Source organism: Acinetobacter sp. 1125_18A, from assembly GCF_052824985.1.
Map to the genome: position 1 here is coordinate 24,614 of NZ_VTDG01000019.1, position 16,735 is coordinate 41,348.

Here is a 16,735-nt window from a genome sequence, read left to right on the forward strand (position 1 = left end):
AAATTTATACAAAACACTTTCATTACAATAATGACTTGCGAACTAAAACTTATAAATCACTCCATTCACGTAGAAGGTTGTGATAGATCCCTGTAAGACTAATCACTTGCTCATGTGTAGCAGACAGCTCGATGGTCAGCTTTTGAATATTTTGATCTAAGTCAAATAGAATTCGTCGTTGCGCATCGGATGAAACAAAGCTTTGTACCCAAAAGAACGAGGCAATACGTGCACCTTCAGTGACTGGGTTGACCTGATGCAAGCTGGTTGATGGATAGACAATTGCATCACCAGCTGGAAGTTTTACTTCTTGTGTGCCAAAAGTATCTTCGATCACCAGTTCGCCGCCATCGTATTCATCGGGATTGGTGAGAAAAACAGTACAAGACACATCAGTTCTTAAATACTGATTGAGTTGAGGATGGCGACGGATAGCATTATCAACATGCATCCCAAAATTTCCGCCGTGTTGATAACAATTAAACAGCGGAGGTAAAAATGTTTTTGGAAGAGCCGAACTAAAGAACAACGGATTTGCGTTGGCAGCGTGTTGAATGATTTGTCCAAGTTCTAATGCTTGTTGAGAATCTTGAGCTAGTTGTAAATTATTTTTTAAATGTGCAGATTGATAGCCTGTTGTTACTTTTCCATCTGTCCACTCTGCTTGAGAAAGTGTCTGACGACAATGATTTAGTTCATCCAGACTAAGTAAATTTGGAATATGTAAAATCATGATTTTCTTCCCCAAAAAAGAAACAGCGCCTGATGAATCAGACGCTGAATTTTAACATAGATTGATTAAATCTTAGAACTTATAGTTGATGTTGAATACGCCTTTGCGACCCTCACCAGGCATTGCCCAACCATTGTTACGGATATGGGTATAGTACTTCTCATCACTTAAGTTTTGCCCTAATAATTGGAAACTTAAATCTTTGTTGTAGCTGTAGGTTACAGAAGCATTGTGAATCACATAATCTTCAGACTTGACCTGCGGCACAAGATTATTCGTCGCTGAACGTGTGCTTAAATACATTTCACCTTGATAGGTTAAGCCATAGCCAGCTTGCCACTGATCATTGAATTGATACGTTGTCCATAAGCTGCCTGAAACTTTAGGCACATTGACCAACTTGTCACCTTTTTGGAAGTCAATATTCGGTGAACCATTGACTTTAGTTTGGTCGTATTCTCCTTCCATATAAGCAGCACTAGCGGTGATGTTCCATTTTGGCGTAATTTCACCCGCTAAACCAAGTTCAACACCTTGTACATAGTTTTTACCATCTAATTTGGCATCTGGTTGTCCAGGTATATCATTGGTTACACGGACTTTATCTTGTTCATTGCGGAATACTGCAGCAGAAACCAAGAAGTTAGGATTTGCTTGCCACTTTGCCCCCACTTCATAGGCAACTGCATTTTCAGGATCTGTACTGCAAGAATTTGCTGTGATTGCATTGTTGGTAATAGTTTGAGAACAGCCACCACTTGCAGTATTTTGTACCGGCTTTTGAGCATTAGCATAAGACAAATAAAGACTGGTTGCTGGTGTTGGTTTAAATGTCAAACCAGCATTATAGGAAATTAAATTATCAGACTGTTTATAGTTTTGACCACGAGTTACCGCTGCATTAGTTGTTGAAATAGTATCTGAACGATATTGACCGTCAGTATAATCATTACGCACACCAAGGTTAAGTAACCATTGTTCACCAAACTTTAAAGTATCAAACAAATACGCTGAATAAACATTTAAGTAGCCTTCAGCAACACCTGTTTTACGGAAATTTGTTGGACCATGCCAAAAGTTATCTGGATTGTACACATCCATGTAAAGCGGGTTAGTAATAGAACTGCCTGCTGATGAACCATTTGAATTATATAAATAGCCAGCTGTGGTAATCTCATAGTCTTCACGGCTAAAGCCCACCCCAGCAACAAGAGCATGATCGATAACCCCAGTTTTGAATTGCACATTGATGTTGGTGTCATTGGCAAATTGCTTATTATGGGTATCACGATAATAACCACGTGGACCAGAAATATAATATGAACCCTTTGGAACAGTAAGCGTGGTTGTACCAGAAGTTACATTACAATTTTTATATCCAGTTTGGTTGGTATTGGTCAGTGCTGTTGGTGATGTGCCATCTGCTAAACAAAATGTTCCTTGTGGTGCAGAAACAGTTGCTTTTTGTTGAATATCACTATAACGAGTAATGGAGTTCAGTTTTGCGTTGGGACTGATCTCGCTTTCTACTTTAAATGTGACAACCTGATTTTCAATATCTTGTTGATCTAAGTTGCTATAGCCATAGTTATTTTTATCTGAAATCCCTTTGACAGGTTTGCCATTATAATAAGGAACGCCGTACTGTGGATCATTTTCATCTTTTTGATATAAGTAAGATAAAGTTGCCTTGGTGGTATCACTGATTCCAAAAGTAACCGATGGCGCAATTCCCCAACGTTTCATTTCTTCATCACGACCCGCATAGGTGTTTTGATGCCCCATTACATTTAAACGAAATGCTAAATCTTCATCTACAACTTTATTAAAATCACCTGTAAAGCGTTTATAGCTATCTGAACCAAAACCTAAAGTAACTTCATTGCTGTCACGATTCTTAGGCGTTTTAGATACTAAATTGACACCACCACTGATTTGTCCTACACCATTTTCAACAGAATTCGCACCTTTGATGATTTCAACAGCTTCATAGTTGAATAAATCAGAACGGTTGGTTAATGCTGCATCACGTAAGCCATCTACAGTTGTGTTATAGGTTGCATCATAACCCCGTAGGTTGATTTTATCGCCATAACCACCACCACCTTCGCCAGCACCAAAACTAATGCCTGGAGTTGTTGCAAGGGCTTGTTGTAGTGAAAGTAAGCCTTGATCTTTGAGTGCTTTTTCCGTGATGACCTGAACGGTTTTAGCTGTATCTAAAATGGTTTCTGTACGTTTAGTTGAAGATGTTTTTGCTGCTAAATATGCAGTATTTTGTTCTGCTCGAGCTTGAATCGTTGGGAGCTGTATTGTTGTATCTTCAGTTGCTGCAAAAGCTAGGTTGGGTAAAGCAATTGCAAGTGCAACTGTTTTAACTTTTTTGTTTTTTACAGAATATTTTTGAGCCATTTTTTGCGTCCATCGCAGGTTGTATTAAACTTACCCAAATACTGCTCAGGAAACTTCATGACGCAATAATGGAGAAAGTGTTAAACTATGTAATCATTGCTGCGAATTCTAATGATAATTATTTTCATTCACAATGACTATAAATGATTATTCATACGGAAAAACTGTTTAATTTATTAAATATAATTAAAGAAAACTATGAGAAAGATGATTAAACGATCTTGTTTATATTGCTGAAATTTAAAGTTTTTTAATTGTTGGTAAAATCTTATATTTGTATCCTTTAGATTTGCATATAGATATTTCTAAATTAAATCAAAGCAAGATAATGAGTCAGATCAAAAAAGCATTTGAATTTGGTAAATTTCTCAAAATATGCGGATTTCTGGCTTTTGACTACAAAGAAGGGGATTTGTTTAAAAAAGCGACATAATGGGGAAATCCGTGACCGAAATAAAATGATTTACACAGGTGTTTTGTATATATTCAAATGTTGTCATATAATGTGGCACTTTTTGAAAAACTGTAATTATTAAATTCTATCGAGGAAGCCATGCAAGTAACTTCTGAAGCGGTTTCGGGCGTTGCCCGTCGTTTAAATGTATCTGTACCGACGAGCCGTATTAACGAGCAGTTTGAAGCTCGCTTGAAACGCACTGCCAAAACTGTGAAGATCAACGGCTTCCGTCAAGGTAAAGTGCCAGTAAACGTTGTACGTCGTGAATACGGCGCTGGTATTTACCAAGAAGTTGTAAACGACATCATTCGTGACACAGTATTTGAAGCAATTCAACAAGAAAAAATCAACGCTGTTGGTATGCCAAACATCGACAAAGTTGAAAACAAAGATGATGCTTTAGTTTATCAAGCTACAGTTGAAGTTTATCCTGAAGTTGAAGCTAAATTTGAAGGTCTTGAAGTATCACGTAAATCATCTGAAGTAACAGATAAAGACGTTGATGCAATGCTTGAAAACCTTCAAAAGCAACGCGCTGAATGGACTGAAACTAAAGGCATGGCTAAAAAAGACATGCAAGTAACTTTCGATTTTGAAGGTACTGTAGATGGTGAGAAGTTTGAAGGCGGTGCTGCTGAAGACTTTAAACTTGTTTTAGGTTCTGGTCGTATGATCCCTGGCTTCGAAGACGGTATCGTTGGTATGAAGAAAGGCGAAGAGAAAGTGATTGATGTAACTTTCCCTGAAGACTACCAAGCTGAAAACTTAGCAGGTAAAGCGGCTCAATTCAAAATCACAGTTAAACTTGTTGAAAAACAAAAACTTCCTGAAATTGATGCTGAATTCCTTAAAATCTTCGGTTTAACTGAAGAAGAAGGCGTTGAGAAATTAAAAGCTGACGTTCGCAAAAACATGGAACGTGAAGTAAAAAATGGTCTACGTAACCAAGTGAAAGGTGCAACTTTTGATGCACTTGTTGCTGCAAATGACGTAGAAGTTCCTGAATCTATGTTGGCTCAAGAAATTGACCGTCAACGTCAACAAATGATTCAACAATTTACTCAACAGTTTGGTGCTCAAGGTGCTAAAGCATTTGATAGCAGCATGCTTCCAGATGAATTGTTCAAAGAACAAGCTGAAAAAGCAGTTAAACTTGGTGTATTGGTAAGCAAAGTATTGGCTGATGCTAAACTTGAGGTAGACCAATCACGTGTTGATGCTTATATCGAAGATATGGCTTCTTCTTATGAAGATCCTACTGAAGTGATTGAATATTTCAAAACTGATAAGCAACAACGTGCTCAAATCGAAGGCGTAGTGTTAGAAGATCAAGTTGTTGATCATATCTTAGCTGCTGCTAAAGTAACTGATGAAGTTGTTAGCTATCAAGATTTGTTAAAAGAGCAACAAGCGCGCCAACAAGGCTAAGTTGTTTGATCTAAAAAAAGGCGCTTTGGCGCCTTTTTTTATGAGCTTAAACATGGATTTAATCATTCCATTCACAATACTTATGCAAAAAATATCTGATATTAAGTTGGGAATATTTTGCATTTTCAGCAATTATCCCTCATATTGTGAACATGAGTGAAGTAACAAGAATTCAGGAATAAATAACGTATGTATGTTCCATCAATTGAAAGCGCTTTGGTGCCAGTAGTCGTAGAACAATCTTCACGTGGTGAGCGTTCTTTCGATATTTTTTCACGTCTTTTACGTGAACGTGTGATTTTTTTAACTGGTGAAGTTGAAGACAACATGGCGAATCTTATTGTCGCGCAAATGCTGTTTTTAGAAGCTGAAAATCCAGATAAAGATATCCATTTATATATCAATTCACCTGGTGGTTCAGTGACTGCGGGTATGGCAATTTACGATACGATGCAATTTATTAAGCCTGATGTAGTGACCTATTGTATGGGGCAAGCTGCATCTATGGGGGCTTTCTTATTAAATGCTGGTGCAAAAGGTAAGCGTTATTGCTTGGAAAATGCACGTGTAATGATTCACCAACCATTGGGTGGTTTCCGTGGTCAAGCATCGGATATTGAAATTCACGCACGTGAAATTTTATTCATCAAAGAACGTTTAAATCGTTTAATGGCTGAACATAGTGGTCAAGATTACGAAACTGTCGCTAAAGATACAGATCGTGATAATTTTATGACTGCACAGCAAGCAAAAGAATATGGTTTAGTGGATCAGGTATTAAGTAAACGACCTCAAGACTAAACATTTATAGATAAGATTTAAGAATTTGGAGTGAAAATGTCCGATCTTCCTCAAGGACAAAAGCATTGTTCATTTTGCGGTAAAACGCAGTCTGAAGTCGGTAAGCTGATTGCAGGCGAGGACGCATATATTTGTAATGAATGCGTGGATGTGTGCTTAGACTTAGTGCAAACGAGTCAACAGGTGGAAACAGGCGATTGGGCAACACGTCCATTGCCAAAACCACATGAAATTCGTGCGGCTTTGGACCAATATGTAATTGGTCAAGACACTGCAAAGAAAACACTTTCAGTAGCAGTGTATAACCATTACAAACGTTTAAAAGTATCTCAAACAGGTCACAAGCCTAAAGATGCGGTTGAAATTGCTAAAAGTAATATTTTGCTGATTGGACCGACAGGTTCAGGTAAAACATTGCTTGCACAGACACTTGCGCGTTTGCTTGATGTACCTTTTGCAATGGCTGATGCAACTACATTGACCGAAGCTGGTTATGTTGGTGAAGATGTTGAAAACATTATTCAGAAACTTTTGCAAAAAGCAGATTACGATGTAGAAAAAGCACAAAAGGGTATTATCTATATTGATGAAATTGACAAGATTACCCGTAAATCTGAAAACCCTTCGATTACACGTGATGTGTCTGGTGAGGGCGTGCAACAAGCATTGTTGAAAATGATTGAAGGTACTGTTGCGTCAATTCCGCCTCAAGGTGGACGTAAACATCCACAGCAAGAGTTTATTCAAGTTGATACTGCAAATATCTTGTTTATCTGTGGTGGTGCGTTCTCTGGTCTTGAAAAAGTTGTTCAACAACGTCAAGAAAAAGGTGGCATTGGTTTCACCGCAGACGTAAAGAATAAAGACGATAGCAAAAAAGTATCTGAATTATTCCGTCAAGTTGAAGCCGCAGATTTGGTAAAATTTGGTTTAATTCCAGAGTTCATTGGTCGTTTACCTGTGATTGCAACCCTTGAAGAGCTTGATCAAGAAGCCTTGATGCAGATTTTAACTGAACCAAAAAATGCATTAACTCGTCAGTATCAATATCTCTTTGAGATGGAAAATGTAGACCTTCTTTTTGAAGACTCTGCTTTACGTGCGATCGCGAAAAAAGCGTTAGAGCGTAATACAGGTGCGCGTGGTCTGCGTTCTATTTTAGAAAATGTATTGCTTGAAACCATGTATGACTTACCAAGTCGTTCCGACATTGGTACTGTGATTATCAATGAAGCGGTGATTAATGATAAAGCTGCACCAGAGTTCAAGTCTGAACGTCAGCCAAAGCATGAAAATACTGAAGTTGAAAAAGTAGATTTGAAGGTATTAGATTCAAAATCAGCTTAAAAGTCTGATTCTGATTCATCCTCAGTGCAATTCATCTGAAACGTGCAACTAGCTTGACTATTTGCACGTTTTTTATTTTTAAATGGTCATTGAAATGTTAAGCTGGCTGTAGACAATAGGGTTTATTAAAAACGAAAATAAAAAATACGCGGTGAGGGAAAATCATGCGTTACATCGGTCTAGTCGTTTTGATCAGTTGTGGGTTGGCAGCTTGTCAAAGTCATCAATCTGTTGAACAGCAACCTGCAAAAGTTGTTTCAACTTTAGATCCAATCGATTTCAAAAAAGAAGATTCGTTGGTTCATGAAAAGCTTGAACAATATAAGGTTACATCATTCTCTACCGGGTCTTGGGTCAATCAAAAGCCGGGGCAATACTTTAAGCTGGTTAAGCCTCAGAATCCTCAAGCTGCGATCGTCTATTTTTATCGACCAGACAGTCGTTGGAATAGACAAGAAATTATTCCAAACAATTTTTTTCTGAATGGTAAGAAAATTCCAAGCTTGATCAGTAATCATTATTACTGGATTGAACTGGCTGAGGGTGACTATAAATTGAGTCTCAGTCGGCCATTAACGGTTTTTCATTTCCAGAAACCCAAAGTTGCTTACTTCTCAGTAGAAGCTGGCGGGCAATATTTTGTCAAATATGAAGAAGAAAAATTTCGCGGTGGACCCAATGGTGAAGCAGGGTTATTACGTGTAGGGCCTTTAATGCAAATGCCTACGCGACAAGGCTTAAAAGAAATTGCAATGACTCAGCTAAAGACTCCTGGCCTTAATTTCGTGGCAGAAGTGACTGCGGATGGACGAGTGATCAAACCTAAAGAAAAAATCAAAGGTGAACCGTACAAAGTGAGTGATGATGTGCACTTGGGGCAGCAGTTTAAATTTTGGAACCCAATGACTTGGTAATCTATCGCTAGATGATGTTTGATATAGAAAAGAGAGCGAGGCTCTCTTTTCTTATTTGTTTTATTGAGTATTTGCAGCCTTTTTTAAAGCATCTAATTTTTTAGTCACTTCTTTAAAGTCTTCAGATGCAGTTTGTACACTTTTTATCAGTTGGCTATTCATGACTTTCATGGTTTCTTGGGCAACTTGAGGTGTTTTTTTCAAAATCGACTGTCCAATTGCACTTGAATAAAAATTAATTTGAGCTTGAACTTCTTCAGCACTGTATATGTCTTTATAAATCTTAAGATAAATTGGTTTGATTTGATCCCACGCAACAGTTTTTTTACTTTGCTCATACATTTTGTCAGCAAGCTCATTGGCGACAATTTGTTCTTGTGGGTTGAGCTGATCTTTTTTTACTGTCATTTGAATGATCTGGTAAGCTTGTTGATCCAGCTGAGGACGAATCTGTTGTATGGTTTCTTGTAGCAGTTCATCAATATTCATGACTTTCAATAATTGTTGAACTTGTTGATCTGAAGCGGGCGCTGCAAAAGCAAAATTTGTGCTGATACATGCGCTTGCAAATAGTAAGTGTTGGAGTAATTTCATAAAATACCTATATAAGTTCTGGTTGTAATTCACATCATAAAATGGTTGAGTAAAAGCTTATTCAACTTGAAGAATTGGCTTTAAAATCGTTTCCATTTTTTCTTTCAGGGCTTTTTGATTTTCTACTTTTAGCATTTTTTCTTGAGAAAACTTTGCGGTTTCTTGCATGACTTCTGTCATAAGCGTGTTCATCTTTTGATTGATGGATTGTCCAATCGGTGTACTTAAAAAAGCGATATTGGCTTGAACTTCTTCTTCAGTAAAGGTCTTTTTAAATAATGATTTAAACATGTTGAGATATTCTGGGTCAGTCACCAGCTGCTGTTGAATATCACTATACAGCGCACTAATTTGTAGTGCTGCATTTTGCTGATCGATATTCAATGTTTGAGCCCCCGTCACTTGACGAACAAGTGCTTCCGCTTGATCATCAAAGTAGGGCTGCATATCACGGGTACTTTGTTTGAAAATCTCTGAGATATTGGAGAGTTGCATCAATTTGTCGACGCTTTTATCTGTCGCAGGGCTAGCAAAAACAGAGCTCTGAACCCCAAAAAATAAACATGCGATAAGTATTGGTGAGAACACCTGTTTTATTTTCATTATCTTACTCAAAGTAAAAAAGCACTCTAATCATAGAGTGCTTTCTATTTAATCTTCAAGCTTAATCTAAGCTTGAGATCAGATTATTGTGCAACAGCATCAACCACTGGGATTTTACCAATTTTGGCTTGCCAGATTTTAGGTGCAGTCGCATGAATAGAAGTACCATTGACATCAACTGCAACTGATACAGGCATATCTTGTACTTTAAATTTATAAATAGCTTCCATACCTAAGTCAGCAAATGCAACAACTTCTGCTTCACGAATAGCTTTAGATACTAAATAAGCAGCACCACCAACAGCCATCAAATAAGTCGCTTTATTGTCTTTGATCGCTTCAACAGCAGCAGGTCCACGATCCGCCTTACCGATCATACCGAACAAGCCAGTTGCTTCAAGGACTTGACGTGTGAACTTATCCATACGCGTTGCTGTTGTTGGACCAGCAGGGCCTACAACTTCATCGCCTACAGGATCTACAGGTCCCACGTAGTAAATGAATTTACCTTTGAGATCTACAGGTAACTGTTCGCCTTTATTTAACATGTCAACCATGCGTTTATGCGCAGCATCACGACCTGTATAAATGGTACCGTTCAATAATAATGTATCACCTGGTTGCCATGAGTTCATTTCTTCCTGTGTGATATTGTCTAAGTCAACACGTTTAGACGTTGACGTATCCCAAGTCACTTCAGGGTAATCTGAAAGTAAAGGCGCTTGAATATGTGCAATCCCTGAACCGTCTAACTGGAAGTGAGCGTGACGAGTTGCAGCACAGTTTGGAATCATACCGACTGGTTTACCAGCAGCATGACAAGGGTAGTCTTTGATCTTAATATCAAGCACTGTGGTTAAACCACCAAGACCTTGTGCACCGATACCCAATGCATTCACTTTTTCAAAGATTTCAATACGCAATTCTTCGATTTGGTTCTGTGGACCACGGCGAAGTAATTCGTCCATATTGATTTCTTCCATGAGTGATTCTTTTGCAAGCATCATGGCTTTTTCAGCAGTACCACCAATACCAATACCGAGCATACCAGGAGGGCACCAACCGGCACCCATCGTTGGTACAGTTTTAAGTACCCAATCTACGATCGAGTCAGAAGGGTTAAGCATAGCCAGTTTAGATTTATTCTCTGAACCACCACCTTTCGCTGCAACAGTAATATCGACTTTATTGCCTGGAACGAGTTTGTAGTGAATTACAGCAGGTGTATTGTCTTTGGTATTTTTACGACCAAAAGCAGGATCTGCTAAAACTGAAGCGCGGAGTACGTTGCTGTTTTCTAAATAACCTTGGCGTACACCTTCATTGATCGCATCATCTAAGCTCATGGTTAAATCAAATTTAACATCTAAGCCCACGTCAACAAATACGTTAACAATACCAGTATCTTGACAGATTGGACGATGACCTTCTGCACACATACGTGAGTTAATTAAGATTTGTGCAATTGCATCCTTTGCAGCTTGGTTCTCTTCACGATCATAAGCACGGCTCATCGCTTGGATAAAGTCTTGTGGATGATAGTACGAAATGAACTGAAGCGCGTCCTTGACCGATGTGATCAAGTCATCTTGTTTGATAATAGTTGTCATATCAAAAATCTCTTGAGCGGGCTGTTAGCTAGCGGGCTAAATTATACGTGATATTGCTTGTTTTGTGGTGGCTTAGATCTAATTTCAGCCTAAAGTTTTATGATTTTATTTGAGAAACTCAGCTTATATTTTGGTTGATCAAGTCAACTTTTCTACTTTTTATATAAATGATGATAAAGCAGTATTGAAATAAATTTTCAGATTTTACAGCGTGAAAAGCGCTATACTCTGTTGAGTCAAAAGTTTGGGCTGAATAATAACAACATGGAAAACTATACGCATCTTGCGGAAAATATTATTGAAATTTATAAAAAGCATGCTCGTGCATGGACTGAATTACGCGGGAAGTTTCTTTATGAAAAAGCGTGGTTGGATCGCTTTTTAACTTTAATTCCAGCTCACTCCCATATTCTGGATTTGGGCTGTGGCTCTGCAAAACCAATTGCTGCTTATTTGATTGAGCAAGCGAATACTGTGACAGGTGTTGATAGTTCTGATGTGATGATTGAAATGGCAAAACAGAATTTTCCTGAGCACACTTGGATTTTAGCTGATATGCGAACAGTAAATTTAGATCGCAAGTTTGATGCAATACTCGCTTGGGATAGCTTTTTTCATCTTACGCAACAAGATCAGCGAGATATGTTTGAAATTTTTAATCAATATACAAAAGCTGGCGCTGCTTTAATGTTTACCAGTGGACCATCACAGGGTGAAGTGGTTGGAGAGATGTTTGGCGATGCGCTGTATCATGCCAGCTTATCATCCGCTGAATATCATGAATTATTGAAAAAGTATAATTTTGAAGTGATAGAGATGATTGCTGAAGATCGTGATTGTACAGGGCATACTGTTTGGTTAGCCAAGCGAATATAAAATATCTAGATGAATGTAAATTAAGCAACAAATAAAACGATATCTAAAAAATTTAAGATTCTCAAAATGAGAGACTCATATATTTAAATTATGAGTATTAAAGTTATTTTTTAATTTGATTTCTAAATAAGAAAAAATAACCCTATCCATTTTAATGTACTTTTCACGGTTATTTTTTAAACAATTATCATTTTGTAGTTAAATTAGCATGTTATTGTAATTTTTGGTGAGAAATTGTATTATAATGATAACTATTCTCATTATGTTTTCGGTGCAATCATGCCTTTTGTTAAAAAAAGCTTAACTTTAATGATGCTGTCGACGGGAGGACTTTTCGTTTCCTCTCTAACACTTGCAAATACAGATAGTAGTGAAGAACAGAAAAAAAATACGGCAACGCTTCCCACGATTGTAATTGAAGCAATGAATGATGGTGATCCAATAAAAACATATGTGGACTATAAACAAGCCAATGTTACGAGAAATGGTTTAGATAAAAAAGATATACCACAAACGATTGATACAATTGATGTTGCTAAATATAAGCTTTATGGCGCAAATGATCTAAGTGTCATGTTACAAGGCACACCAGGCGTTTCAACCAGCTACGATATGCGTGGTGATGGCATTATGCTGCGTGGTTTTAGTGCGGATTCTGGTGATATCTATCGTGATGGTGTGCGTGAAAGTGGACAGATACGTCGCAGTACCGCCAATGTTGAACGGATTGAAATTTTAAAAGGCCCAGCATCTGTATTATATGGCCGTAGTGGCGGTGGTGGTGTGATCAACATGGTCACCAAATATGCAAATTTTGATTCGGGAAGTTCAGTTGGAGCATACGCGGGTTCTTATAGCAATATTGGGGGAACACTTGATATTAATAAAGTACTCAATGATAACTGGGCTGTCCGTTTGGTTGGTGAAAAGTCCGATACCAATAGTTTCCGTTCTGAAATCGGCGCCAATGAGGAAATGATTTCTCCAAGTGTGACTTATCGTAGTGATGATGAAAAGCTACTTTGGACAACGGAATTTACTTACGACAATATAAATCGGGTTCCTGATCGTGGTCCTTCTTATGATAATTTGCCTGCTGGAACTTCAATTAAGATGGGGTTTGCTCAACCAGGTGATTATGTAGAAGATATTCTTCAAACAATGCGTACAGATGTTAAATATGAATTTGCACCAAATTGGAAATTTCACTGGGGTTTAAGTCATCGTGAGTCGGAACAAAATTTTGATCATTTTTATTTAGGCTCTATGTGTACTGCTGACGTGAAGCCAACGAATACAAATAAAGGATGTTATAAAGGTTATATCAATCAAATTTATTATTGGCAACAGACAACCAATAAAACCACAACCAATACTTGGGATATAACCGGTGAATTTAATACTGGGGCGATTAAACATAATGTTCTAGTTGGTACAGACTGGTCTTATGAGCAGAGAGAACCCTTACTATCAAATAAAAACAAGGATGGCTCATTGATTTATGGATTTATTAATCCATTAACAGGTGATCGTTTTAGTAACCGTGGTACAGGGCATATTACTACCTCGCATAATTATAATGAAGGAACAAATTATGCGCTTTTCCTTCAGGATCTCATTAGCTTTAATGATCAGTTTAAAATGATGTTAGGTGGGCGATATGATTACTATGAGTCAAAAACTACAAATAAGTTAGAGAGTTCAACCTCATACCGACAATCACGCGAAGTTAAAGATGAGACATTTAGCCCAAATGTAGGTTTTGTATGGCAACCCGTCCCTGAACAAAGTCTATATGCATCTTATAGTCGAAGTTTTTCACCCTTTGGCGGCAATATGGGCGTCAATGTTATAAATGCAACCGATGATCTAAGTGCATTTAATTATGAGCCGCAATATCTTGATCAATATGAAGTGGGTATAAAAAGTGATTGGCTGGATTCTAAGCTAAACACACAATTATCTGTATTCAATATTAAAAAACATAATATCCGCGCGCGTAAAGATCCAGATGATAATAACTCGCCTTATGTTGTTGTTGGGGAAAATGAATCTAAAGGATTAGAGTTTAGTTTTATTGGTCAGGCACTGAATAATATTTATGTTCGAGGTGGCTATGGTTATACTGATGCCAAAATTACTAAACATGATGTAAGACCTGAATTAGTTGATAATAATTTACGCAATGTTTCCAAGCATACAGGCAATTTGTTTGTACGTTATCTTCCTACCGAAAAAATTTATGGCGAGGTCGGTGCAACCTATATGGGGGATTATTATACTTCTGATGAAAATACCACCAAAATGCCAGATTGGACTCGTGTAGATGCTGCAATTGGTTATAAAGACGATAAATGGGGCGCGACGATTGCTGTGAATAATTTAACAGATAAAGAATATTGGCGTTCAAACGCTATGCCTGGTACTCCGCGTAATTATTTATTCCGCGTGAACTATTTCTTCTAAGCTTTAATTTCATTGAAAATAAAGCTGTCTGATTGCCATGATAGCAATTAAATCGATGGGGATATCAGTATAACTTTTAGTCAGCATATTATAAAAAACCACCCAATTGATTTGGGTGGTTTTTTATGTCTAGTAGATCAGATTTAATGCGTAGCTTGTTGTTCTGACTGAATCGCCGTTAATGCAATGGTAAAGACAATATCATCTACCAATGCACCACGAGACAAGTCATTTACAGGTTTATTTAACCCTTGCAGCATTGGACCAACACTGACGACATTGGCAGAGCGCTGAACTGCTTTATAGGTGGTATTGCCTGTATTGAGATCTGGGAAAATAAATACATTGGCACGCCCAGCCACTTGAGAGTCTGGTGCTTTAGAGCGGCCAACACTTTCAACAGATGCAGCATCATATTGTAAAGGACCATCAATCAGTAAATCTGGACGACGTTGTTTTGCAATTTCTGTGGCTTTTGCAACTTTTTCAACTTCCGCACCTGCCCCTGAAGTACCTGTTGAATAGGAAATCATGGCAATACGTGGGTCAATACCAAATGCTTTTGCCGAATCAGCAGATTGAATTGCAATCTCAGCCAATTGCTCAGCATCTGGATCTGGGTTGATTGCACAATCACCGTATACATAAACTTCGTCTGGCAACAGCATAAAGAAGATTGAAGAGACTAAAGAGTATTCTGGTGAAGTTTTGATCAGCTGGAATGCAGGACGCACCGTATTGGCGGTGGTGTGCACAGCACCAGAAACCAGTCCATCGACTTGATCAAGTGCCAGCATCATCGAACCGAGTACCACAGTATCTTGCAGTTGCTCACGTGCTTGTAATTCGTTGAGTTTACCTTTGCGTAATTCAACCATATGCGTCACGTAGTTTTCACGGATCAGATCTGGATCAATAATCTCTAAATCCACAGGAAGTTCAATATTACGCGCTTTAGCGACTTCAAGTACCGCTTCAGGTTTTGCTAACAATACACATTGTGCAATACCACGGGATTGACAAATTGCTGCGGCTTGAATGGTACGCGGCTCATCGCCTTCAGGCAGTACAATACGTTTTTTTGCAGCAATTGATTTTTGCACCAATTCATGACGGAATGCAGAAGGGGATAAACGGGGTTTATAGTCACCATTTAACATCTGAGTCAACCATTCTGGATCAATATGGCTTGAAACGAAGCGGGTTACTTGATCGGCACGTTCAGTATCATCCACAGGAATTTCATTGCTTAAATTGGCAAGTTGCTGTGCTGTTTCAAAGGTACTGAGTGGTGTATGTAAAATCGGTAGACCATTTTTAATTGCAGACTGGCAGAACTCTAAAACCAATGGATTTGGCTCGTGATGTTCAGTTAAAACTAAACCTGCGAGTGGAATGCCATTGCTGGTGGCTAAACTACTCGCCAATAACACATCAATACGATCAGAAGCACTGATAATCAGTTCGCCTGCAACGAATTTTTGTAGTTCATGTTCAATATTTGACGCAATTAAGCTGCTGTGCAATACACGGCGTGTGTTGGCTTTGCCCTGATTAATCCACGTGGCTTGAATTTGTTTTGCTAAGTCTGAGATGCGTGGCACACTCAAGGTGTCACTGAATGGAACTAAGCCAATAATTGGAAACGCTGCTGAACCAATGTGTGCATGAGTTTTTTGAATTTCGGTTTTAAATTTTTCAGTATCTGCAACTAAACGTAAGCTTGGATCAATGGTCACCGGAATTTGTGCAGATTCAGCAGGTAGACCACGGGTACGCATAAACAATACGCCTGCGTTACGCGATGATGATGCACCACCAAAATTGCGTACTTGTGCTTCAACTTTTTCAGCAGTTTGTTCTGGTTTTTCGATATTGGCATTGCTGACAAAGACAACTTTTGCATCCAAAGCTTGCGCCAAAGAAGCATTTAAATCACTGGCAAAAGCATCACGTGCAGTAGGGACTAAGCCCTCTACAATCACAATGTCATGGGACTTTGCAATTTGGCGTTGTAAGCTGACTGCTTCTTCAAGGAGTTCATCTTTTTCACCATCATTGAGCTGTTGTGTGATTTTTGCATAAGCTATCGGTTCAACCGTATCTAATTTTGAGATATGACGGTAAAGCGCAGTGGTGCGGTCTGGTTCAGCGATTAATTCTTGTGAAAATGGTTTTACAAAGCCTGCTTTAACGCCTTGGCATTCCAATGCATAGACTAAACCTAAACACGCAGACGTTAAGCCTACGCCTTCCCCAGTTGGAACCAATAAAATTGTTTTCATAGACGATTCTTTAATCAGTAAAAATATGTGAATTCATGGGTAAATTGAAGATGAATATCTCCAATCATCTGTTTCACTCAACATCTTTTTAGTGGTGTATACAGTGATCGCAAAACGATATTCATCTACAAGACTGGTTTATATATTTATGCCAGCTTAAACGATTACAAAACAGCTTTATATCAAAAATCTGCTCAAGATCATTTTTG

The 16,735-nt window shown here is 38.2% G+C and carries 12 protein-coding genes; 6 read left to right on the plus strand and 6 right to left on the minus strand.

Going from position 1 to position 16,735, the window contains the following annotated elements; translation table 11 throughout:
* Nucleotides 1-49: 49 nt before the first annotated feature.
* Nucleotides 50-733 carry a Fe2+-dependent dioxygenase gene (locus tag FY049_RS20345; RefSeq protein WP_446084229.1) on the minus strand — a complete coding sequence of 228 codons (684 nt, stop codon included), beginning with the start codon at nucleotides 731-733 and terminating at the stop codon, nucleotides 50-52.
* Nucleotides 734-805: 72 nt separating this feature from the next.
* Complete coding sequence (locus FY049_RS20350) at nucleotides 806-3,145, minus strand: TonB-dependent receptor (RefSeq protein ID WP_446084230.1); 2,340 nt, start codon at nucleotides 3,143-3,145, stop codon at nucleotides 806-808.
* A 553-nt stretch (nucleotides 3,146-3,698) separates the two neighbouring features.
* On the opposite strand from FY049_RS20350, the gene tig reads away from it, so the two are divergent.
* The 4 genes from tig to FY049_RS20370 all read left to right on the plus strand — a co-directional run bounded on the left by tig (nucleotide 3,699) and on the right by FY049_RS20370 (nucleotide 8,092).
* Nucleotides 3,699-5,030, plus strand: coding sequence for a trigger factor (tig, locus tag FY049_RS20355; RefSeq protein WP_004726530.1), 1,332 nt, complete (start codon nucleotides 3,699-3,701; stop codon nucleotides 5,028-5,030).
* Nucleotides 5,031-5,219: 189 nt separating this feature from the next.
* Nucleotides 5,220-5,831, plus strand: coding sequence for an ATP-dependent Clp endopeptidase proteolytic subunit ClpP (gene clpP / locus FY049_RS20360; protein ID WP_004726532.1), 612 nt, complete (start codon nucleotides 5,220-5,222; stop codon nucleotides 5,829-5,831).
* Between the two features lie 36 nt (nucleotides 5,832-5,867).
* The gene (gene clpX, locus FY049_RS20365) at nucleotides 5,868-7,178 is read left to right on the plus strand and encodes an ATP-dependent Clp protease ATP-binding subunit ClpX (RefSeq protein WP_004726534.1); all 1,311 of its coding nucleotides are present in this window, start codon (nucleotides 5,868-5,870) and stop codon (nucleotides 7,176-7,178) included.
* Between the two features lie 164 nt (nucleotides 7,179-7,342).
* Nucleotides 7,343-8,092: a DUF2846 domain-containing protein gene (locus tag FY049_RS20370; protein WP_224964713.1), complete on the plus strand. Its 750-nt coding sequence runs from the start codon at nucleotides 7,343-7,345 to the stop codon at nucleotides 8,090-8,092.
* Nucleotides 8,093-8,152: 60 nt separating this feature from the next.
* Here the strand turns inward: FY049_RS20370 and FY049_RS20375 are convergent, their stop codons facing one another.
* From FY049_RS20375 to FY049_RS20385, 3 genes are all read right to left on the minus strand, one after another.
* Complete coding sequence (locus FY049_RS20375; RefSeq protein WP_446084231.1) at nucleotides 8,153-8,686, minus strand: DUF2059 domain-containing protein; 534 nt, start codon at nucleotides 8,684-8,686, stop codon at nucleotides 8,153-8,155.
* A 57-nt stretch (nucleotides 8,687-8,743) separates the two neighbouring features.
* A complete protein-coding gene (locus FY049_RS20380; RefSeq protein WP_096732972.1) occupies nucleotides 8,744-9,289 on the minus strand; it encodes a DUF2059 domain-containing protein in 546 nt (181 codons plus the stop codon).
* A gap of 83 nt (nucleotides 9,290-9,372) precedes the next feature.
* Nucleotides 9,373-10,899 carry a fumarate hydratase gene (locus FY049_RS20385; protein ID WP_004726542.1) on the minus strand — a complete coding sequence of 509 codons (1,527 nt, stop codon included), beginning with the start codon at nucleotides 10,897-10,899 and terminating at the stop codon, nucleotides 9,373-9,375.
* A gap of 264 nt (nucleotides 10,900-11,163) precedes the next feature.
* On the opposite strand from FY049_RS20385, the gene FY049_RS20390 reads away from it, so the two are divergent.
* Nucleotides 11,164-11,775: a class I SAM-dependent methyltransferase gene (locus tag FY049_RS20390; protein WP_446084232.1), complete on the plus strand. Its 612-nt coding sequence runs from the start codon at nucleotides 11,164-11,166 to the stop codon at nucleotides 11,773-11,775.
* A 279-nt stretch (nucleotides 11,776-12,054) separates the two neighbouring features.
* A complete protein-coding gene (locus FY049_RS20395; protein ID WP_446084233.1) occupies nucleotides 12,055-14,241 on the plus strand; it encodes a TonB-dependent receptor in 2,187 nt (728 codons plus the stop codon).
* Between the two features lie 143 nt (nucleotides 14,242-14,384).
* Here FY049_RS20395 and pta read toward each other — a convergent pair whose 3' ends face one another.
* Nucleotides 14,385-16,526: a phosphate acetyltransferase gene (pta, locus tag FY049_RS20400; RefSeq protein WP_446084234.1), complete on the minus strand. Its 2,142-nt coding sequence runs from the start codon at nucleotides 16,524-16,526 to the stop codon at nucleotides 14,385-14,387.
* Nucleotides 16,527-16,735: the final 209 nt, after the last annotated feature.

Coding starts and splice junctions, on each gene's coding strand:
- tig (WP_004726530.1), top strand. CDS start 3,699: ATGCAAGTAACTTCTGAAGCGGTTTCGGGCGTTGCCCGTCGTTTAAAT.
- clpX (WP_004726534.1), top strand. CDS start 5,868: ATGTCCGATCTTCCTCAAGGACAAAAGCATTGTTCATTTTGCGGTAAA.
- FY049_RS20375 (WP_446084231.1), bottom strand. CDS start 8,686: ATGAAATTACTCCAACACTTACTATTTGCAAGCGCATGTATCAGCACA.
- FY049_RS20385 (WP_004726542.1), bottom strand. CDS start 10,899: ATGACAACTATTATCAAACAAGATGACTTGATCACATCGGTCAAGGAC.
- FY049_RS20350 (WP_446084230.1), bottom strand. CDS start 3,145: ATGGCTCAAAAATATTCTGTAAAAAACAAAAAAGTTAAAACAGTTGCA.
- FY049_RS20395 (WP_446084233.1), top strand. CDS start 12,055: ATGCCTTTTGTTAAAAAAAGCTTAACTTTAATGATGCTGTCGACGGGA.
- pta (WP_446084234.1), bottom strand. CDS start 16,526: ATGAAAACAATTTTATTGGTTCCAACTGGGGAAGGCGTAGGCTTAACG.
- FY049_RS20380 (WP_096732972.1), bottom strand. CDS start 9,289: ATGAAAATAAAACAGGTGTTCTCACCAATACTTATCGCATGTTTATTT.
- FY049_RS20345 (WP_446084229.1), bottom strand. CDS start 733: ATGATTTTACATATTCCAAATTTACTTAGTCTGGATGAACTAAATCAT.
- FY049_RS20370 (WP_224964713.1), top strand. CDS start 7,343: ATGCGTTACATCGGTCTAGTCGTTTTGATCAGTTGTGGGTTGGCAGCT.
- clpP (WP_004726532.1), top strand. CDS start 5,220: ATGTATGTTCCATCAATTGAAAGCGCTTTGGTGCCAGTAGTCGTAGAA.
- FY049_RS20390 (WP_446084232.1), top strand. CDS start 11,164: ATGGAAAACTATACGCATCTTGCGGAAAATATTATTGAAATTTATAAA.